Genomic DNA, 20575 nt, shown 5'->3' on the forward strand with positions numbered 1-20575 from the left:
CGACAGATCTCTGCGACCTGTCAGGACATGCCTTGGGGTCAGATCCGTTTTCCTGCGGAAACGGATCTGACCCCATTTTTGATTCCATGTAGCCCCATGGATGGGTTTACGGCGTGTCCTGCCAGCCCACACCGCCCCGCCAGACCAGCAGAAAACCAGAGCCGCTTTGGCATTTGACGTTGCCGTTGCCTGAAGCAGGTGCAGGGCGCAGCCCTGCCAACCCCTTAGCTGGCTGCCGGGCAGTAGGCCTTGATGCTGGCTTCAGCCAGTCCCTTCTGCGCGGTGCGCTGCTCCGCGGTCAGTACGGTGTCGCCCTTGCCGTCGCCGTCGGTGTCCTGCATCACCTGGCCGGAGCCCTCCAGCAGGGCCAGGTTGGCACGGGCGGTGCTGCACTGCTCCGGTACGGGTGCGGCCGGGCGTTCGGCGCTGTCAGCCGATGGCGCCGAGCGCGCCTGCGCCCGGGTCTCGTAGGTCCTGCCTGCTGGTGGGGTTTCCGAATACTGGGTGACGCCGTTGGCGTCCTTCCACTTGTAGACGGGGCCGGCCATGGCACTGGTACTGGCCAACAGCAGCAGGCATCCCAGGCAGGACAGGGCACGCATGGCAAACTCCGCGGAATGGGCGTAGAACGCCGATTGCAGCATTGGCACCGACCGCTGGCAAGTCGATTAAACTGGATTCCATGGACCCGATCACACCGCCGCCGCGTTCGCGCACGATTTACCTGCTGCCCAACCTGTTCACCACTGCGGGCCTGTTCGCGGGCTTCTACGCGATCATCGCCGCTGCCAACGGGGATTTCGTCAATGCCAGCATCGCGGTGTTCGTGGCGGCGGTGATGGACGGCCTGGATGGCCGTGTCGCGCGCCTGACCGGCACCAGCAGCGAGTTCGGCGTGCAGTACGACTCGCTGGCCGACCTGGTCAGCTTCGGCATGGCGCCGGCACTGGTGATGTACCACTGGTCGCTGTCCTGGCTGAAATTCGATGATCCCCTGCTGGGCCGTGTCGGCTGGGCCGTGGCCTTCCTGTACGCCGCATGCGCGGCGCTGCGTCTGGCCCGCTTCAATACCCAGGTCGCGGTGGTGGACAAGCGCTGGTTCGTCGGCCTGGCCAGCCCGGCCGCTGCCGGGCTGATGATGTCGTTCGTCTGGGCCTTCGCCGATGGCAACCTGGGCTGGGATGGCAATCAGCTGCGCTATGTGGCGCTGGCGGTGACGCTGGTCGCTGCGCTGCTGATGGTCAGCCGCATCCGCTTCTGGAGCTTCAAGGGCGGTGCCGCCAAGGATTCCCGTTCCGACCGGGTGCCGTTCCTGGTCCTGGCACTGGTACCGATGGCCATCGCGATCGCGGTGATCGACCTGCCGCGCGTCCTGTTCGCCGTGGGCATCCTGTATGCCCTGTCCGGCCCGGTGATGTGGGCGGTGCAGCGCCTGCGCAAGAAGTCCGAGGCCGCGTGAGCCAGGATCTGCCCGTGCTGTGGTCACCGGCTCAGCAGGCCTGGCTGCAGGCGATGGGCTATACCGTCTATCACGACGGCCAGCTCGCCGCGGAGCTGGACGCTGCATTGCAGCTGAGCGTGGCCGACGCCGATGCGGCCAGCCCGGCAGCGCAGTCTCCGTCACGCCAGCCCGAACCGGCAGCGGTGGAGCCGGCACCGCGCCAGCCGCGGAGTCCGTCGCCGCCGCCTCGCACCGCGCCCGCCGTGGTGTCGGCAACCGAACCGCAGGCGGCACGCGCAGCCTCGGCGGGCACCACCCGGCAGCCGGCGGTACGTCTGCCTGATCGCCTGCAGATCGCGCTGCTGCGCGCGTCCGGCTGCAATCCGAACGATGCCGCGACGCAGGCGCTGATGGACAGCTGGCCGTTGGAGCAGCTGCGCCGTGATCCAGCCGCCAAGCGCGCGCTGTGGCCGCAGCTGCGCGCCCTGCGCAAGCGGGGCGCGCCGTGAGTGCGGTCAGCCAGCCCGGTCCGGTGCGCCTGCGGGCGCTGCGCGAGAGCGATCTTGCCGAGGTGATGGCGATCGAGGTGCGTGGCTATCCCTTCCCGTGGACCCGCGGCATTTTCATCGATTGCCTGCGTGCGGGTTATCCCGGTCTGGCAATGGAGCGCGATGGCCAGCTGCTCGGCTACGGCGTGCTGAGCATCGCTGCCGACGAGGCGCATGTGCTGAACATCTGCATCGATCCGCTGGTTCAGTCACGCGGGCTGGGGCGGCAGCTGCTGCGTGCGCTGGTGCAGCTGGCTGGTGATCGCGGTGCCCAGCGTGTGTTCCTGGAAGTGCGCCCGTCCAATGCGCCGGCGCTGGCGCTGTATCACAGCGAAGGGTTCAACGAGATCGGCCGGCGTCCGCGCTATTACCCGGCCGCGCAGGGACGCGAGGACGCGGTGGTGATGGCGATCGAGCTGGTCGATGGCGACCTGCAGACGATGCCGCCGCTGTAACCGGGATGCGCCGCGTTGCCCGCCGGTACGGCCGGGCGCTGGCGGCAGGTGCCAACCTTGGCGGGCACGTGTGGCTCACGCCAGCCGCAGGGCCATCACTCCGCTGACGATCAGCGACGCCGCCAGCCAGCGCACGCGCGGTATCCGTTCGCGCAGCAGGAATGCCGAGATCAGCAGGGCGAACAGGATCGATGACTCGCGCAGGGCCGACACCATCGCGACCGGTACCTGGGTCATCGCCCACAGTGCCATCGCGTAGGACGCGGTGGTGCCCACGCCGCCGGCCAGGCCCAGCGGCCAATGCTGGCGCGCATAGGTCAGCACCGCGCTGCGGCGGGTGTACAGCGCCCACAGCGGCAGCGGGATGCCCGACAGCAGGAACAGCCACAACGTGTAGGCCAGCGGGCTGCCCGACAGGCGCGCGCCGTGCGCATCGACCAGGGTGTAGGTTGCGATCATCGTCGCCGTCAGCAGCGGCAGGCCGAGCTGGCCTGCGCGCGCGCCCAGTGCCATGGCCAGGATGCCGCTGCTGACCAGCGCCACGCCCAGCCACGCCGCTGCGGGCAGTGATTCGCCGAGCACGGTGCCAGCCAGCGCGACCAGGATCGGTGCGCAACCGCGCATGAGCGGATACGCCAGGCTCATGTCCACCTGCTGATAGCAGCGCGCGACCAGCGCGTAATAGACCACCTGCAGCAGTACCGAGGCCGCCAGCCACGGCCAGCTGGTCACGTCCGGCAGAGGAAGGAGAGGCAGCAGCGCGGCGGACAGCAGTGCGGCGCCGCCGGTGACGAGCACGGTGCCGAGGAGCTTGTCGGCGCCACGCTTGACGATGGCGTTCCAGCTGGCATGCAGCGCGGCAGCGGCGAGAACCAGCAGGAAGATCGAAAGCGGCATCCTCTGATGATGCCAAAAGACCTGGGCGGGTGCGGACCTGGATCCGCACCCGCCGGTCGGCTGTTACAGCTTCGCGCGTTGTTCGCGCAGGCCGGCCAGCTGGGTGTTCCAGTCGGCCAGGCGCACGCGCTCCTGCTCGACCACCGCAGCCGGCACCTTGTCGGTGAACCGGGCCAGCTTGGTTTCGCTCTTCTCCTGCTCGCCTTCCACGCGCTTGATCTCCTTGTCCAGGCGTGCACGTTCGGCATCCAGATCGACCAGGCCTTCCAGCGGCACCAGCAGCTTCAACTCACCGACGATGGCGGCGGCCGCAGGCGGAGCGCTTTCGCCTTCGCCCAGCCACTGCACGCTGTCCAGCTTCAGCAGGAACGACAGCGACGCACTGAAGCGTTCGACGCGGGCACGATCCTGCTGCTGGCCGGCCTGCAGGCGCAGGGGCACCAGCCTGGACGGTGCGACGTTCAGTTCGCTGCGCACGCGGCGCACCGCGCTGATCACCGCCTTGAGCCATTCGACGTCGGCCTCGGCCTGGGCGAAATCGCCCTGGAACTCGGCTGCGGTCGGGTAGGGGCGCAGCGACAGCGTGGTTTCGGCCAGGCCCAGGCGCGGGGCGAGCTGCTGCCACAGCTGTTCGGTGATGAACGGCGTCAACGGGTGCAGCAGGCGCAGCAGGGCTTCCAGCACATACAGCAGGGTGTGGCGGGTGCTTTCGGCATCCGCTGCGTCGCTGCCGCTCAGCGCCGGCTTGCTCAGTTCGAGGAACCAGTCGCAGAACGCATTCCACGCGAACTCGTACAGGCACTGCGCCAGCAGGTCGAAGCGGTAGGCGGCGAAGTGGCCCTGCGCTTCAGCGGTGGTGGCCGCCAGGCGTGCAAGGATCCAGCGCTCGGCATCGGTACGCGGTGCCGGCACGCCGCTGAACGCCGCACCTTCGGTGTTCATCAGCGCGAAGCGGCTGGCATTCCACAGCTTGTTGCAGAAGTTCTTGTAGCCTTCGGCACGGTTCATGTCGAACTTGATGTCGCGGCCATGGGTGGCCAGCGCCGCGATGGTGAAGCGCAGCGCGTCGGCCCCGTGGGCGGCGATGCCGTCCGGGAACTCCCTGCGCGTGGCCTTCTCGATCTTCTCCACCATCTTCGGCTGCATCAGGCCGCCGGTGCGCTTGGCGACCAGGTCATCGATGCTGATGCCATCGATGATGTCCAGCGGGTCGAGCACGTTGCCCTTGCTCTTGGACATCTTCTGGCCTTGTCCGTCGCGGATCAGGCCGGTGAAGTAGACGTCCTTGAACGGAATCTTTCCGGTCAGGTTGTCGGTGGCCATGATCATGCGGGCCACCCAGAAGAAGATGATGTCGAAGCCGGTGACCAGCACCGACGACGGCAGGTAGCGGTCGAAGCCACGCTCGGCCATGGCCTGTTCGTTCGGCCAGCCCAGGGTGGAGAACGGCCACAGCTGGGAGGAGAACCACGTTTCCAGCACGTCGCTTTCCTGGTTCAGCACGACATCGCTGCCGAGCTCGTGCTTTGCCCGCACCTCATCCTCGCTGCGACCGACGTAGCAGGTGCCGGTGGCAGCGTCGAACCACGCCGGAATGCGGTGGCCCCACCACAGCTGGCGGCTGATGCACCAATCCTGGATGTTGGCCATCCAGTGACGGTAGGTGTTGATCCAGTTCGGCGGCACGAAGGAGATGCTGCCCGGCTTCCCATCGGTACCTTCGACCAGCTCCAGGCCGCGCTTGGCCAGCTCGTCCATCTTCACGAACCACTGGTCGGTCAGGTACGGCTCGATCACCTGGCCGGTGCGGTCGCCGCGCGGCACCTGCAGCTTGTGCGCCTTGGTCTCGACCAGGATGCCCAGGTCTTCCAGCTCGGACAGCACGGCCTTGCGTGCTTCATAGCGGTCCAGGCCCTGGAAGCGTTCCGGGGCGTTCTCATTCAGCGCCGCCACCGGAGTGAACAGGTTGATCATCGGCAGGCTGTGGCGCACCCCGACCTGGTAATCGTTGAAGTCATGCGCGGGCGTGACCTTGACCACGCCGGTACCGAACGCGCGGTCCACGTAATCATCGGCGATCACCGGCACGCGGCGGCCGGTCAGCGGCAGCACCACGGTCTTGCCGATCAGGTGCGCGTACCGCTCGTCTTCCGGATGCACCATCACGGCGGTGTCGCCCAGCAGGGTCTCCGGGCGGGTGGTGGCCACCACCAGGTAATCGCGGGTCTCGCGCAGGGTTTCGTTACCGTCGGCGTCGCGCTCGACGTGCTCGTAGCTGAGGCCGTCATCGAGCTGATAGGCGATCGACCACAGGAAACCGTCTTCTTCGGCGCTCTCCACTTCCAGGTCGGAGATGGCGGTTTTCAGCACCGGATCCCAGTTGACCAGACGCTGGCCGCGGTAGATCAGGCCCTGCTCATGCCAGCGCACGAAGGCCTCGATCACCGCCGCCGAGGGCTGCGGGTCCATGGTGAAGGTGCTGCGCGACCAGTCGGCCGACGTGCCGAGGCGGCGCATCTGTCGTTCGATGGTGTCGCCGGACTGCTGCTTCCACTCCCAGACCTTGCCGATGAAGCCTTCGCGGCCCAGCGAGTCACGGGTTTCGCCCTTGCCTTCCAGCGCCAGGTTGCGGCTGACCACCATCTCGGTGGCGATGCCGGCGTGGTCGGTGCCGACCTGCCACAGCGTGTCGTAGCCGCGCATGCGGTGGTAACGCACCAGCGCATCCATCAGGGTCTGCTGGAAGGCGTGTCCCATGTGCAGCGTGCCCGTCACATTCGGCGGTGGCAGCAGGATGGTGTACGGCTCGCCCTGGCCGGACGGCTTGAAGTGGCCGGCCTTCTCCCAGGCCTCGTAGAGGTCGGTCTCGAAGGACTTCGGGTCGTAGCTGGAGGCGAGTTGGGTCATGCGGGGGAACCAGGAGGTAATCGTTGAAGGATCAGGGCGCAGGGGTGGCCCATCAAGGGGGCCGCGGGGCGCTCACATGTCGTGCTTGTTCAGGTCGTAACCGGCGGCCTTGTACTGGCGCCAGCGTTCGCGCAGCGGTTCGCGCGCTTCAGGGTCGGCCGGGACCACTTCCAGCACGCGCTCGCACTGGCCCAGCCAGGGGTCGTCGCGCAGGTTGATCACCAGCGGGCGGGCCGGCGCCTCGGTGCCGGGCACGGCGATCAGCACCAGCGCTTCTTCCTCGTCCATGTCCTCGCCGGCGATCTGATGCGGGATGTAGGCATCGTCATCGAACGCCCACAGCAGTTCGTCCAGTTCCTCGGCCTGGGCCTGGTCGCGCGCCAGCACCAGGGTGAACAGGCCGGCATCGTTGGCCTTGCGTGCCAGCTCGCAGACCAGGCGCAACGGCTCGGTCAGGAAACGGGGCTTGGCGATCAGGTAGAAGTCGGCGCGGGGCATGGCAGGGTCCGGAACAGGCGGGGGCCCGGTCTGGCCGGGCGAGGCCCTGACCGGCGGTGGCCGGCCAGGGTCTGGTACAGCATCAGGCGCGGGCGGCCTGGTCCAGCAGCCACTGGCTCAGCAGGCCGACCGGGCGGCCGGTGGCCATGCCACGCTTGCCCTCGTCGCTGGCGACGCCGGCGATGTCCAGGTGAGCCCAGCGCTGGCCTTCGGCGAAGCGCGACAGGAAGCAGCCGGCGGTGATGGCGCCAGCCCAGCGGCCGCCGATGTTGTAGACGTCGGCGAAGGTCGAATCCAGCATCGGCTGGTACTCATCCCAGAGCGGCAGGCGCCAGGCGCGGTCGAACACGTGCTCGCCGGCGGCCAACAGCTCGTTGGCCAGGTCGTCGTGCTTGCTCATCAGGCCCGCGGTCTGGTGACCGAGGGCGACCATGCAGGCGCCGGTCAGGGTGGCGACGTCGACCAGCGCGGCCGGCTCGAAGCGCTGCGCGTAGGTCAGCGCATCGCACAGGATCAGGCGGCCTTCGGCGTCGGTGTTGCCGACTTCGATGGTCTTGCCTGACATCGAGGTGATGACGTCGGACGGGCGGTAGGCGTTGCCATCGATGGCGTTCTCCACGGCCGGCACCACCACCACCAGGTTCACCGGCAGCCTGGCCTTGACCGCAGCGACGAAGGTGCCGATGACGTTGGCGCCGCCGCACATGTCGTACTTCATTTCCTCGATGCCGCCCTGGGTCTTCAGGTTGACGCCACCGGTATCGAAGGTGATGCCCTTGCCGACCAGCACATAGGGCTTGGCGTCGCCGGCACCGTTCCATTTCAGTACGACCAGGCGCGGGCGATTGGCCGAACCACGGGCCACGGCCAGCAGCGAGCCCATGCCCAGGGCTTCCATCTGGGTCTCGTCGAGGATCTCGGCCTCGGCGCCGTCATGCTCGCTGGCGAACTTCACGCCGACTTCGGCCAGGTAGGCCGGGGTGCAGTAGTTCGGCGGCAGGTTGCCCAGCTCGCGGGCGAACTCGACACCGGCAGCGATGGCCTGGCCTTGGGCCAGGGCCTGCGCGTCGTCACCGGCGATGGCCAGCTGGGCCAGCCCGGCATCATCGGCCTTCTTCTTGCCCAGCGTGGCGGTGTAGCGGTACGCCGCGTGATCGGCGGCGATCACTGCCTGGCGGATCGCCCAAGCCGCATCGCGCTCCTTCACAGCCACTTCAGACAGGGTGAACAGCGCGCTGCGGGTGGCGCCTGCCTTCAGCGCGCGAACGGCGTCGCCTACGGCCTTCAGGTACTGCGGCACGCCGAAGCGGGCGGCTTCACCCAGCCCGACCACCAGCACGCGCGGCGCTGCCACGCCCGGCAGGTCGTGCAGCAGGCTGGTGGCACCGGTCTTGCCGGACAGGTCGCCGCGCTGGGCGAGGGCCGACAGGCGGCCGCCGCTGGCGGCATCCAGCGCCTGTGCGGCCGGAGTCAGGGTATGGTCGGCGTATGCGCCGACCACCAGGCAGTCAACGGGGGCGGCGGCCGGGGCGAGGTGGTTCAGGGTGAATTCGAGAGCCATTGAGCAGATTCCATTGGCAAGTCCGTACAATCGCGGACCGTTTACGCCCAGACGCTAGACTGGGCGGCACCGCGAACGAACCCCAGAGTTTAAACCACCGCCCCATGTTGAAGCTCGACCGCTACCTGCTGGGCGATTTCGTCCAGAGTTTCCTGGCCACCCTGATCGTCCTGCTGGTGGTCAGCGTGGGCGGCGTGCTGGTGGACATCCTCGGCAACATCGCCGACGGGCGCCTGCCGGCCAGGCTGCTGTTCTCGCAGCTGGCGCTGCAGTTCATCGTCTACATGCCGCTGATCCTGCCGCTGGCGTTGATGCTGGGCCTGCTACTGGCGATCGCCCGCCTCTACCGCGACTCCGAAATGGCGGTGATCACTGCCATCGGCGTGGGCCCCAGGCGCCTGCTGCGGCCGCTGCTGATGCTGGTGGTGCCGGTGGTGGCGGTGGTGGGCGCCTGTTCGCTGTGGCTGGGGCCGTGGGCCTCACGCACCGCCGAGCAGATGATCCAGGACGCCAACCGCAGCGTACTGATGGCAGGCCTGGAACCCGGGCGCTTCACCCCGCTGCCCAACGGCGGCGTGGTCTACCTGTCCTCGATTTCGCCCGATGGCACCCAGCTGGGCAAGGTGTTCCTGCAGCGTGCCAAGGACGACCGGCTGGAAGTGGTCTCTGCCGCCAGCGGCCGCATGTACTTCGAGGGCGAGCGGCAGCGCTTCCTGGAACTGGACAAGGGCCACCAGGTCGAGGGTCCGCTGGCCGGTGCGCTGGATTACCGGCTGGCCACCTTCGCCCGCAACGATGTGGCCCTGCCTGACGGTGCGCAGACCCGCAAGGATGACGATCCGGAACTGATGTCGACCCTGCAGCTGCTGGGCGACGGCCGCACCCAGGCCCAGGCCGAACTGCATCGCCGGCTGGCCCCGCCGCTGATCGCCCTGGCGTTCGCGCTGCTGACCGTGCCGCTGGGGCGCAGCTCGCCGCGCCAGCAGCGCTACGGGCGCATGATGCTGGCCCTGCTGGCCTACATGGTCGGCACCAACCTGACGTTCATCGGCGCCGGCTGGATCGCCAGTGGCAAGCTGCCGGCGATGCTGGGCCTGTGGTGGCTGACCCTGCCACTGCTGGCGTTCGCGGTCTGGATGTATGCGCGTGATGGACGCATGAGCCTGCCCAAGGGGGCCCGCGCATGATGCTGCGACCGATGCGGTTCGATTTCTACCTGGGGCGGGCGGTGTTCGGCACCGTGCTGTTGACCTGGGCGGTGCTGACCGGCCTGGACGTGGTGATGGCCTTCTCCGGCGAGTTCAAGGACATCGGCAAGAACGGCTACACCCTGGGACACGCCGCGGCGTGGGTGCTGTATACGGTGCCACGCCGCGCCTACACCTTCTTCCCGACCGCGGCGGTGATCGGCGCGCTGATGGGGCTGGGCCAGCTGGCGGCGACCTCCGAACTGACCGCGCTGCGTGCGCTGGGCCTGTCCCGCAAACGCCTGAGCGTGTCGGTGGCGATTGCCCTGTCGTTGCTGACCGCAGTGATGGTGTTCAGCGCCGAGACGCTGGGCCCGTGGGGGCAGAACCGTGCCGATTCGCTGAAGATGAGTGCCAAATGGGGCCAGGACATGGCCGTGGCCCGTTATTCCGGCATGTGGGCACGCGAAGGCGATACCTTCCTCAACGCGCAGAGCGGTGAGGAACAGCTGCTCGGCAACACGGGAACGCGATTGATCCTGCGTGACGTCCGCCTGTACCGGATCGCCGAAGACGGGCGGATCGCATCCCTGACCCACGCCGCCACTGCCGAACATGACAAGGACGGCTGGGTATTGACCGGCGTGCGCCGCGATACCTTCGGCGAGCGCTCGGCAACGCGCGAGGAAGTGGCGCGCGAGCCCTGGAATTCCAAGCTGGACGCGGCGGCACTGGCGACCGGTATCGCCAAGCCGCGCAACCTGAGCGTGTCCGAACTGAGCACGAGCATCGCCTATCGCGAGCGCAACGGCCTGGATGCGCGTGATTTCGAGGATGTGTACTGGAGCCGCTGGTTCTATCCGGTGAACGTACTGGCGCTGTGCCTGGCCGCCGTGCCGTTCGCGTTTGGTTCGCTGCGCAGTGGTGGCATGGGCAAGCGCCTGTTCCTCGGCATCCTGTTCGCGTTGGGCTTCTGGCTGCTGCAGCTGTTCTTCGGGCGCATGGCCGGCGCACTGAAGTTTGATTACCGCATCGCCTACGCGCTGCCGCCGATCGTGATGCTGGTGGTGTCAGGCCTGCTGTTCCGGCGGAAATCGGGCTGATTCCGGCAACGCCGGGCCATGCCCGGCGCCAGCAGGACACTTCAGCGCTTGGGCATCCGCATAAGACGCGTGCCACTGGCACGGTCGTGCCACGCCAGGCGTTGGCGATCCAGCAGGGCCCACCAGAAGCCCAGCCCGCCCAGCAGCAGCGACAGCGTTGCCACCGCAAACCGCAGCCACAGCTGCGCGCGCCGCAGCGCGGTGCCGTCGGCCGACACCAGTTTCAGCCGCCACGGCCGCATGCCAAGGGTCTGCCCACCCCGGCGCCAGCTGGCGGTTGCATAGGCCCCGGTGACGACCCAGCACACCGCCCACAACAGCCATTGCCAGGCACTGAAGGGCGCGATGTTCTCGCGCTGTGCATGGCCACTGAAGGTGTAGGCCAGGGTGAACGCCGTGCCGGCCAGCATCCACAGCGCGAGCACGGGCAGCGCGTCGTAGACCATCGCCAGCACGCGCCACAGCAGCAGCGCACGGGGGCGCTGCGCCTCGCGCGTGGCGGTGGAAGACACGTCGGTGGCAGGGCTGGACATGCGCCGAGCATACGCAAAGCTGGCCGCGTCCGCAGTCACCCTCGTATCCTCCGCGCATGGCCGTCATTTCCACCCCCGCCGAGCGCCGTCAGCTGGTCCAGCAACTGCCTGCACTGCGTGCCGACGACAGCATGCGCATCCAGCGCTTCCTTGATGCCATCTGGGCGGAGAACGGTCTGGCCAGGGCCACCCTGGACAGCTACCGTCGCGATCTGGAAGGGTTGGCACGCTGGCTGGACGGCCGCGAAGGGGGCCTGGCCGGCGTCGAACGCGCCGGCTTGTTCGACTACCTGGCCTGGCGCACGCGCCATGGCTGGTCGCCACGGAGCAATGCGCGCCTGCTGTCGGCGCTGCGTGCGTTCTTCGCCGATGGCGTGCGTCGCGGCGAGCGCAGCGAGGACCCCGGCGCTCTGCTGGATCCGCCGAAGCTGCCACGACTGCTGCCCAAGGCGCTGGCCGAAAGCCAGATCGATGCGTTGCTGGCCGCGCCGGATGTCGGCAGTCCGCTGGGGCTGCGCGATCGGGCCATGCTGGAGCTCATGTATGCCGCGGGCCTGCGCGTGAGCGAACTGGTACTGCTGCCGGCAACGGCGGTGAACCTGCGGCAGGGCGTGCTGCGGGTGACCGGCAAGGGCAGCAAGGAGCGGCTGGTGCCGCTGGGCGAGGAGTCACAGCACTGGCTGGAGCGTTACCTGCAGGATTCACGGCCGCAGCTGGTGGGAAAGGGCAGGGTGCAGGCACTCGCCGATGGGCAGACGCCGCTGTTCATCGAGCCCCGGCTGCACGCGCTCACGCGGCAGGCGTTCTGGCATCTGGTCAAGCGCCACGCGCAGGTCGCCGGCATCGATCCGGCTCGCATCAGCCCGCATGGCCTGCGGCACAGCTTCGCCACCCATCTGCTCAACCGTGGCGCGGACCTGCGTGCGCTGCAGATGCTGCTTGGCCACAGCTCGCTGTCGACCACCCAGATCTACACGCTGGTGGCGCGTGAACACCTGCAGAAGCTGCACGCCCGCCACCATCCCCGTGGTTGAGCGACCTGGATGAACCCCGTCCGGCTTCCGTCAGCGGGCCACGGCGCCGCCCCGGGCGGCTGTGTCAGAATCGGTGGTCCTCTTCTGCTGCGGAATGCTCCATGCTCCGATTCGCCATCGCCGCCGTGTTCGGCGCGCTCAGCCTGACGGCCTGCGCCCAGCCGGCTCCGCCGGCCCCTGCGGCCAAGGCGCCTGCCGCCGCCTCCGCCCGGGCCACCCCGGCTGCCAATGGTCCGGCAGAGCAGGCAGTGCGCGCCGCGCTGACCGCGCTCAACCCCGGTTTCGAAGTGGATTACATCGGCGCCGCGCCCTTCCCCGGTTTCCGCGAGGTGGTGGTCTCCGGTCAGCTGCTGTATGTCTCCGACGACGGCCGCTACCTGTTCCAGTCGCAGCCCTATGACACCCGCGCCAAGGGGCCGGCCAACAGCGAGGGCCTGCTCGGTTACCGTCGCACGCTGCTGGCCAAGGCCAACCACGGCGACCGCATCGTGTTCGCCGCGCCCAACGCCAAGTACACGGTCAGCGTGTTCACCGACATCGAGTGCGGCTATTGCCGCAAGCTGCACCAGGACATCGCCGAACTCAACCGCAACGGCATCAGCGTCGAGTACCTGGCCTTCCCGCGCATGGGACTGGGCAGCAAGGATTACACCGACATGATTTCGGTCTGGTGCGCAGCCGATCGCCGCCAGGCGCTGACCAATGCCAAGCGTGGCGGAACCGTGCCGGCGAAGAACTGCACCAATCCGGTGGCGATGCAGTACGCGCTCGGACAGCAGCTGGGGGTGAACGGTACCCCGGCGATCTTCGCGCCCGATGGCACCCAGCTGGGCGGCTACCTGCCGCCGGCGCAGCTGCGTGCGGCGCTGGAGAAGCTGTCGGCCCAGCGCTGACCGGGATATCGCCGGGCATGGCCCGGCGCTACCCGCCCGTCCACGGCAGCGCCGGGCCATGCCCGGCGGATGCCTCATCCGGTCAAGGCCGGGGGCGCACGGCGCCCCCGGCCTTTTCCTTACTTCAGACCATCGCTGACGGCCTTGGTCAGCGTGCCCTGCGCATCGTCACCACTGAATTCCCAGACGAACGCGCCGCCCAGGCCCTGGGTCTTCACGTAGCCCATCTTGCGGGTGATGTTGGCCGGAGTGTCGAAACTCCACAGCGTGCTGCCGTTGTAGATCCAGGTGGCGCCGGCGGTGTTGTCGGTGTAGCCCGGCCAGGCCAGGTTCTTCAGCACCTTCCAGTCCTCGATGCCGGCCTCATAGGTGCCCGGTGCGGCGCCTGAGGCGGTCTGGTACAGGCCATTGTTGGCATTGGCCACGCCCGTCCAGCCACGTCCGTAGTAGCCGATGCCCAGGTTGAGCTTGGCGGCCGGCACACCCCGGCTGATGAAGGCCTCGATGGCGTCGTTGCTGTTGTACAGCTTCTGGTCGCCGGTGGACGGATCATTCGGCGAATCGAACAGTGCCGACTGGTGATTGGTCCTTGCATCCCACGCACCGTGGAAGTCGTAGGTCATCACGTTGATGTAGTCCAGGTACGGGTGATAGGCCGCCGGGTCGGTGACGCGTATCTTGTCGATGCCGGCACCCACCGCCACGGTCAGCAGAAGGCCCGGACGCACCGCATCGAGCTGGCGGCGGAACTCGGCCATGAGTGCGGTGAAGTTGGCGTTGTCCTCGGGCTTGCCGCACTCGATGCCGCAGGCCACGGGGTATTCCCAGTCGATGTCGATGCCGTCGAATACGCCCAGCGCTGCGCCCGTGCCGCCGGCGCCGTCGGTCACCGGCAGGTTGCCCTTGATGTAGGCGTCGATGCAGGAGGCGACGAAGGCCTGGCGGTTCTCCGGACGGGCCGCGCTGGAGAATCCACGCGACCAGGTCCAGCCGCCCAGCGAGATCAGCACCTTCAGACCCGGATGCTTGGCCTTGAGCTGCTTGAGCTGGTTCCAGTTGCCGCGCAGCGGCTGGTCCCAGGTATCGGCGCTGCCACTGACGCTCTCGGCGGCGCTGAAGGCCTTGGTGTAGTCGGCGAACGCATCGCCACCGGCGCCGCTGTTCGGATCCGACGGCTGGGTCACGCCCACTTCGCAGCGGTTGTTGCGCACGTTGCCGAAGGCGTAGTTGATGTGGGTCAGCCGCGCGGCGGAACCGCTGCTGTCGATGTTCTTCACCCGGTAGTTGCGGCCGTAGATGCCCCACTGGGTGAAGTAGCCGATGACCCGCTTGCCGGTGCCGCCACCGTCGCCGGCCAGGGTGGTGGCGCTGATTTCCGTGCCCTGGGCGGACGCATTGCCGGCGTTGTCGCGGGCACGCACACGGTAGCGGTAGGTGGTGGATGCGGTCAGGCCGCCATCGACGTAGCTGGTGCTGGACGGAGAACCGACCAGGCTGCCGTTGCGGTACACATCATAACCGGCCACGCCGCTGCCACCGGCGTTGTCGGTGGACGGACTCCAGCTCAGCGCGATGCTGCTGGCGGTACGGGTGCCCACCGCCAGCCCGCCGGGCACGCTGGGTGCGGTGGTATCGCCGCTGGCGGCGTTGACGGTGATGGTGATGGTCGGGGTGCTGGTGGTGGCGTTGTTGTTGTCGGTGGCCACCGCGCGCAGGGTGTGGCTGCCGGCGCTGGCATTGGCCCAGCTGGCGCTGTAGGGAGCGCTGGTATCCACGCCGATCGAGCTGCCGTCGCGGAAGAATTCCACCTTGCTGACGCTGCCGTCCGGGTCGCTGGCGTTGGCGGTGACGTTGATGGTGCTGCCGGCGCTGAAAGTAGCGCCATTGGCCGGTGAGGTCAGGCTGACCACGGGAGGCTGGTTGACGCCGCCGCCATCGCAGGCACCGAGGTTGGTGTAGTAGGGCGCACCGGCCGGATGGTCTGGCGGGGCATTCCAGATGTCCTGGTTTGCCCGGTACAGCACGCCGCCCTTCTGCAGGGTGTCGCCGGCGCGATAGATCTTGGCCTGGTCCCATTCGGCCACGCCGGCACAGCTGGCGGCCTGGGCCAGGCCCGGCAGGCTGGCGGCACCGGCGGCCAGGGCAAGCAGCCAGGCCAGGCGGCGGGGACGACAGCTTCGGGTGGAACGTTCGGCACTGCGCACAATCGGGTCGTACATGGTGTGTCTCCGATCAAAGGGCGCGCGGGCCCCGATGGCGCCGCGCGTGACGCAGGTCCGGGCGTCGCCGGGGAAGGCGACGGGAGGGGCCGGACGGAGGCACCTGGGAGGCCGGGGAGAGAGTCCGGCGCCAGGTGGGGACAACGTTGTCATCAATTGCGTGGTCAATCCGTGAGCAAGCGCATGGTTCCGGGATTCGGGCGGAGCGCGCTGGCGCGCAGTCGGCGGCCAACGGCGGAGCCCCCTCGTGGCTGGGGGCGCTTACAGCGGACTTCTGGGGGGTGGCCGGGTGGGTGGGCTGCGCAGGGGACGCCGTGAATACGTCCCTGTAGGCTCGGGCGCGCCATCCATGGCGCTTACGCCCCTGCGCAGCCCACCCACCCGGCCACGGACAGGTTCCTGCGCCGCCAGCCACGAAAGACAGAACAAAATCAAAAGCAAGAGCCGGTCGCTTCGCTCTTCATTGCCTGAATCCTGAAATTTCCTGGTTGCCGGCCAGCGGCCGGCACTGCCGCGAAGCATCCGCGAGCAAGCGCATGGTTCCGGGATTCGGGCGGAACGCGCTGGCGCGCGGTCGGCGGCCAACGGCGGAGCCCCCTCGTGGCTGGGGGGGGGGGCGCTTACAGCGGATTTCTGGGGGTTGGCCGGGTGGGTGGGGTCAGGCGGGGACGCCGTGAACCCGTCCCTGGGGGCTTGGCCGCGGCATCCATGCCGCGGACACCCCGCCTGACCCCACCCACCCGGCCTCTGACAGGTTCCTGCGCAGCCAGCCACGAACGACAGAACAAAATCAAAAGCAAGAGCCGGTCGCTTCGCTCTTCATTCGGCCGGCACTGCCGCGGAGCATCCGCGCATGGCGTGGACCGAATACAGATCGCGGAAATCCGTCGAAGGCGGGGTGGGTCCGGTGGCGGGGGTGTCCGCGGCATGGATGCCGCGGCCAAGCCCCCAGGGACGGGTTCACGGCGTCCCCCGCCACCGGACCCACCCCGCCATCCCATCGGAACCCAGCTTTCGCTTTGGCCGTTGCCGTTGTCCTGGCTTCGGCGGGTGCCGGGCGCAGCCCGGCCCAAGCCCATCCCCCGCTTCCGGTACAATATCGGGCCCGTTTCCCAACTACGGTTCCCCGGACATGATGGTCCTCGAGGGCGCGCCCGCCCTGTCGCCGTTCCGCCGCGAACGTCTTGAATCCCGCCTGCAGTCCATCGCTCCCTCCCTGCGCATCAGTGGTGCCTGGCACGTCTACTTCGTGCAGCCGGAAGGCTCGGCCGTGCCCGATCAGGCCACTCTGTGCCGCATCCTGGAAGCACAGCCGCAGGCCGGGACGGTCGCCGAAGGGGCCGTCAGCCGCATCGTGGTGCCGCGTCTGGGAACGTTGTCGCCGTGGTCGAGCAAGGCCACCGAACTGGTCCGCGGGGCCGGTCAGCCGGTCAGCCGGGTCGAGCGCGGCCTGCGTATCGACGTGCTGGGCTGGCCGGACGATGCCGCCACCCAGCAGTCGCTGGTGAAGGTGCTGCACGACCCGATGACGCAGTCGGTGCTGGACCACGTCGAGCAGGGCCAGGCCCTGTTCTCGGCGCCGGCCCGCGGTGAGCTGGAGCGCGTTCCGGTGGCGCAGCTGGAAGCCGCCAACCAGCGCCTTGGCCTGGCCATGGCCCAGGACGAGATCGACTACCTGCGCGAGCGCTTCACCGCGCTGGGGCGCTCCCCGTCTGACGTGGAACTGATGATGTTCGCGCAGGCCAATTCCGAACACTGCCGGCACAAGATCTTCAACGCCAGCTGGACCATCGACGGGCAGGCGCAGGAACGCTCGCTGTTCCGCATGATCAAGAACACCCACCAGCAGACGCCGCAGCACACCCTGAGCGCGTACAGCGACAACGCTGCGGTGATCGAAGGCCATCCGGCGTCGCGTTACCGTCCGGATCCGGCCAGTGGCGAGTACCGCCGCGAGCCGCAGGTGCCCAGCGCCTTCCAGATCAAGGTTGAAACCCACAATCACCCGACCGCGATCGCGCCGTTCCCGGGGGCGTCCACCGGTGCCGGTGGCGAAATCCGCGACGAAGGCGCAACCGGCCGCGGCGGCAAGCCGAAGGCCGGCCTGACCGGCTTCTCGGTCTCGCACCTGCGCATCCCCGAGCTGCCGCAGCCGTGGGAAGCGCCGCGCGCGCTGAATCCGCGGATGGCGCCGGCGCTGGAGATCATGACCGACGGCCCGCTCGGCGGCGCTGCGTTCAACAATGAGTTCGGCCGCCCGAACCTGCTCGGTTACTTCCGCAGCTTCGAGCTGCCTGAAGGCGCTGACCTGGTCCGTGCGTACGACAAGCCGATCATGCTGGCCGGCGGCCTCGGTGCGATCGACCGTATCCAGGTCGACAAGATCCCGCTGCAGGCCGGTGATGCGGTCATCGTGCTCGGCGGTCCGGCGATGCTGATCGGCCTGGGTGGCGGTGCGGCCAGCTCGGTGGCCTCCGGTGAAAGCGCCGAAGACCTGGATTTCGCCAGCGTGCAGCGCGACAACCCGGAGATGGAGCGCCGCTGCCAGGAGGTCATCGACCGCTGCGTGGCGATGGGTGCCGACAACCCGATCAAGTTCTTCCATGACGTCGGTGCCGGTGGTCTGTCCAACGCGATTCCCGAGCTGCTGCACGATTCGAACGTGGGCGGCATCATCGACCTGGGCAAGGTGCCCACCGACGATCCGTCGTTGTCGCCGATGCAGCTGTGGTGCAACGAATCGCAGGAGCGCTACGTGCTTGGCGTCGCGCAGGAGCGACTGGCCGAGTTTGCCGCGCTGTGTGCGCGCGAGCGCTGCCCGTTCGCCGCCGTGGGCGTGGCGACCGCCGAGGAGCATCTGGTGGTGGCGTACGGCGCGGTGCCGGGCCATGTTCCCGCCGACGCACCGATCGACCTGCCGATGGACGTGCTGTTCGGCAAGCCGCCGAAAATGCACCGCGACACGGCGCACCCGCCGGCACCGCGCTGGCCGGCGCTGAAGACCGGTGGCCTGGATCTGCAGGAAGCCGGCCTGCGCGTGCTGGCGCACCCGACCGTCGCCTCGAAGAACTTCCTGGTCACCATCGGTGACCGCAGCGTTGGCGGCCTGACCGCCCGCGAGCAGATGGTCGGCCCGTGGCAGCTGCCGGTGGCCGACGTAGCCATCACCCTGGCTGATTTCGATGGCGTGGCCGGTGAGGCGATGTCGATCGGCGAGCGCACGCCGCTGGCCCTGCTCGACGCCGCGGCGTCGGCACGCATGGCCGTGGGCGAAGCGCTGACCAACCTGTGCGCGGCCCCGGTGGATGCGCTGGATGGCATCAAGCTGTCGGCGAACTGGATGGCTGCTGCCGGCCATCCGGGCGAAGACGCGCTGCTGTACGACGCAGTGAAGGCCGTGGGCATGGAACTGTGCCCGCAGCTGGACATCAGCATCCCGGTCGGCAAGGACTCGCTGTCCATGCAGGCGCAGTGGCATGACCAGGGCGAGGCACACAAGAGCGTGTCGCCGGTGTCGCTGGTGATCTCGGCGTTCGCGCCGGTTGCCGATGTGCGCCAGCAGCTGACGCCTCTGCTTGATCGCGACGTCGACAGCGAGCTGTGGCTGATCGGTCTCGGTGCTGGCAAGCAGCGCCTGGGCGGCTCGATCCTGGCGCAGGTGCACGCCGACCACGGCGAGCTGCCGGCCTTCGCCGGTGCCGCGCCGGACCTGGACGACCCGCAGCGCCTGCGTGCCTTCTTCGAACTGATCCGGGATGCGCGCCAGTCCGGCCTGCTGCGTGCGTACCATGACCGCAGCGACGGCGGCGCGTTCGCCGCGCTGTGCGAAATGGCGTTCACCTCGCGCCTGGGCCTGGATATCGCCCTCGACGCGTGGGGCGATGACCCGTTCCGCAGCCTGTTCAATGAGGAACTGGGTGCGGTGGTGCAGATCGCCCGCGAAGATCGCGCCGCTTTTGCCGACCTGGTCGAGCGCCACGCCCTTACCGAATGCGCGCAGCGCATCGCCAGGCCGACCACCGCACCGGTGGTGCGCGTATCGCTGGCAGGCGAGAACCTGGCCGAGTGGCGCTGGGAGCAGCTGTTCGATGCGTGGTGGTCGGTCACCCATGCCATGCAGAAGCGTCGCGACAATCCGGCCAGCGCCGATGCCGAGCGCGATGTCGCCCGCGCGTTCAACGCACCGGGCCTGAAGCCGAAGCTGAGCTTCGACCTCAACGAGGATGTGGCGGCGCCGTTCATCAGCACCGGTGCGCGTCCGCGCGTGGCGGTACTGCGCGAACAGGGCGTCAACGGCCAGATCGAGATGGCCAACGCCTTCGAACGTGCAGGCTTCCGCGCGTTCGACGTGCACATGAGCGACCTGATCGAGGGGCGCGTGGCCCTGCAGGACTTCACCGGCCTGGTCGCCTGTGGCGGCTTCAGCTACGGCGATGTGCTGGGTGCCGGCCGTGGCTGGGCGACCTCGATCCTGGAACGCAGCGCGCTGCGCGATGCCTTTGCGGCGTTCTTCGAGCGCCAGGACAGCTTTGCCCTCGGCGTATGCAACGGTTGCCAGATGATGAGCCAGCTGAAGGACATCATCCCCGGCGCCGAACACTGGCCGCAGTTCCGCCGCAATGCCAGCGAGCAGTTCGAGGCCCGCACCGCACTGCTGGAAGTAGTGGAATCGCCGTCGATCCTGCTGCGTGGCATGGCCGGTTCCCGCCTGCAGGTGGCGGTGGCGCACGGCGAAGGCCAGGCGGTGTTCGACAACGCCGTCGACCAGGCCGCTGCGCGCGTGTCGCTGCGCTACATCGATGGCAACGGTGCCATCGCCCAGCAGTATCCGCTCAATCCGAACGGCTCACCGGATGGCATCACTGGCCTGACCAGCACGGACGGGCGCGTCACCATTATGATGCCGCATCCGGAGCGCACCCCGCGCGCACTCAATCTGAGCTGGGCGCCGGCCGAGTGGCAGGGTGATTCACCGTGGATGCGGATGTTCCGCAATGCCCGGGTGTGGTGCGGCTGATCGCGCACCGCTTCGCGCAGGCGTCGATGCCGATGCGTATGGAAAAACCCGCCGCATTGCCGGCGGGTTTTTCTTTGCGTGGATGAAACTCCTGTCGCGACCATGAGTTACATGCATTTCCATGCGCCAGACAATCGTCACGTGCAACTAACAAAATCGGTTGATAAACGCGTGAAAGAGTGAACTGCTTCACGGCAATGTGATTTGCTGTGTCAAAGTCTTGACGATATGGAAAGTTGCCGTTAACACTTGAACCCCGTTTCAGAACCATTCATCCCGCAG

15 protein-coding genes are annotated in these 20575 nt (G+C 68.1%); 8 read left to right on the forward strand and 7 right to left on the reverse strand.

Annotated elements, in window-relative coordinates:
• Positions 1-224 precede the first annotated feature (224 nt).
• Positions 225-602, reverse strand: coding sequence for a DUF4124 domain-containing protein (locus tag ACZK08_RS02585; RefSeq protein ID WP_065182573.1), 378 nt, complete (start codon positions 600-602; stop codon positions 225-227).
• Positions 603-682: 80 nt separating this feature from the next.
• On the opposite strand from ACZK08_RS02585, the gene pssA reads away from it, so the two are divergent.
• The 3 genes from pssA to rimI are packed head-to-tail and all read left to right on the forward strand — an operon-like array spanning position 683 to position 2444.
• The gene (pssA, locus tag ACZK08_RS02590; RefSeq protein ID WP_053516952.1) at positions 683-1459 is read left to right on the forward strand and encodes a CDP-diacylglycerol--serine O-phosphatidyltransferase; all 777 of its coding nucleotides are present in this window, start codon (positions 683-685) and stop codon (positions 1457-1459) included.
• Positions 1456-1950 (forward strand): hypothetical protein, encoded by a 495-nt coding sequence (locus ACZK08_RS02595; RefSeq protein WP_065182497.1) that lies wholly within the window; start codon positions 1456-1458, stop codon positions 1948-1950. Before pssA ends, ACZK08_RS02595 begins: the two co-directional genes overlap by 4 nt.
• Positions 1947-2444 (forward strand): ribosomal protein S18-alanine N-acetyltransferase, encoded by a 498-nt coding sequence (gene rimI, locus ACZK08_RS02600; protein ID WP_065182496.1) that lies wholly within the window; start codon positions 1947-1949, stop codon positions 2442-2444. The genes ACZK08_RS02595 and rimI overlap by 4 nt, the downstream gene beginning before the upstream one ends.
• Before the next feature lie 75 nt (positions 2445-2519).
• On the opposite strand, the gene ACZK08_RS02605 is transcribed toward rimI, so the two are convergent.
• The 4 genes from ACZK08_RS02605 to ACZK08_RS02620 form a co-directional block, all read right to left on the reverse strand.
• Positions 2520-3341: an EamA family transporter gene (locus ACZK08_RS02605; protein ID WP_065182495.1), complete on the reverse strand. Its 822-nt coding sequence runs from the start codon at positions 3339-3341 to the stop codon at positions 2520-2522.
• Between the two features lie 63 nt (positions 3342-3404).
• Positions 3405-6248 carry a valine--tRNA ligase gene (locus tag ACZK08_RS02610; RefSeq protein ID WP_065182494.1) on the reverse strand — a complete coding sequence of 948 codons (2844 nt, stop codon included), beginning with the start codon at positions 6246-6248 and terminating at the stop codon, positions 3405-3407.
• Between the two features lie 72 nt (positions 6249-6320).
• Positions 6321-6746, reverse strand: coding sequence for a DNA polymerase III subunit chi (locus ACZK08_RS02615; RefSeq protein ID WP_004154132.1), 426 nt, complete (start codon positions 6744-6746; stop codon positions 6321-6323).
• Between the two features lie 82 nt (positions 6747-6828).
• Positions 6829-8307 (reverse strand): leucyl aminopeptidase, encoded by a 1479-nt coding sequence (locus ACZK08_RS02620; RefSeq protein WP_065182493.1) that lies wholly within the window; start codon positions 8305-8307, stop codon positions 6829-6831.
• Between the two features lie 104 nt (positions 8308-8411).
• Here ACZK08_RS02620 and lptF point away from each other — a divergent pair, with 104 nt between their 5' ends.
• Complete coding sequence (gene lptF, locus ACZK08_RS02625; protein ID WP_053516945.1) at positions 8412-9494, forward strand: LPS export ABC transporter permease LptF; 1083 nt, start codon at positions 8412-8414, stop codon at positions 9492-9494.
• Complete coding sequence (lptG, locus tag ACZK08_RS02630) at positions 9491-10597, forward strand: LPS export ABC transporter permease LptG (RefSeq protein ID WP_065182492.1); 1107 nt, start codon at positions 9491-9493, stop codon at positions 10595-10597. Before lptF ends, lptG begins: the two co-directional genes overlap by 4 nt.
• Positions 10598-10638: 41 nt before the next feature.
• Here the strand turns inward: lptG and ACZK08_RS02635 are convergent, their stop codons facing one another.
• Positions 10639-11130: an RDD family protein gene (locus ACZK08_RS02635; RefSeq protein ID WP_065182491.1), complete on the reverse strand. Its 492-nt coding sequence runs from the start codon at positions 11128-11130 to the stop codon at positions 10639-10641.
• 56 nt (positions 11131-11186) lie between these two features.
• Here ACZK08_RS02635 and xerD point away from each other — a divergent pair, with 56 nt between their 5' ends.
• Both xerD and ACZK08_RS02645 read left to right on the forward strand, forming a co-directional pair.
• Positions 11187-12164, forward strand: a complete 978-nt coding sequence (xerD, locus tag ACZK08_RS02640) for a site-specific tyrosine recombinase XerD (protein ID WP_065182490.1) — start codon at positions 11187-11189, stop codon at positions 12162-12164.
• Between the two features lie 101 nt (positions 12165-12265).
• Positions 12266-13057 carry a DsbC family protein gene (locus ACZK08_RS02645; protein WP_065182489.1) on the forward strand — a complete coding sequence of 264 codons (792 nt, stop codon included), beginning with the start codon at positions 12266-12268 and terminating at the stop codon, positions 13055-13057.
• Positions 13058-13176: 119 nt separating this feature from the next.
• On the opposite strand, the gene ACZK08_RS02650 is transcribed toward ACZK08_RS02645, so the two are convergent.
• Complete coding sequence (locus ACZK08_RS02650; RefSeq protein ID WP_053516938.1) at positions 13177-15276, reverse strand: glycosyl hydrolase family 18 protein; 2100 nt, start codon at positions 15274-15276, stop codon at positions 13177-13179.
• A 1132-nt stretch (positions 15277-16408) separates the two neighbouring features.
• On the opposite strand from ACZK08_RS02650, the gene purL reads away from it, so the two are divergent.
• Complete coding sequence (gene purL / locus ACZK08_RS02655; RefSeq protein WP_065175848.1) at positions 16409-20293, forward strand: phosphoribosylformylglycinamidine synthase; 3885 nt, start codon at positions 16409-16411, stop codon at positions 20291-20293.
• Positions 20294-20575: the final 282 nt, after the last annotated feature.

It is taken from the genome of Stenotrophomonas sp. 112478_Sma (assembly GCF_056479905.1).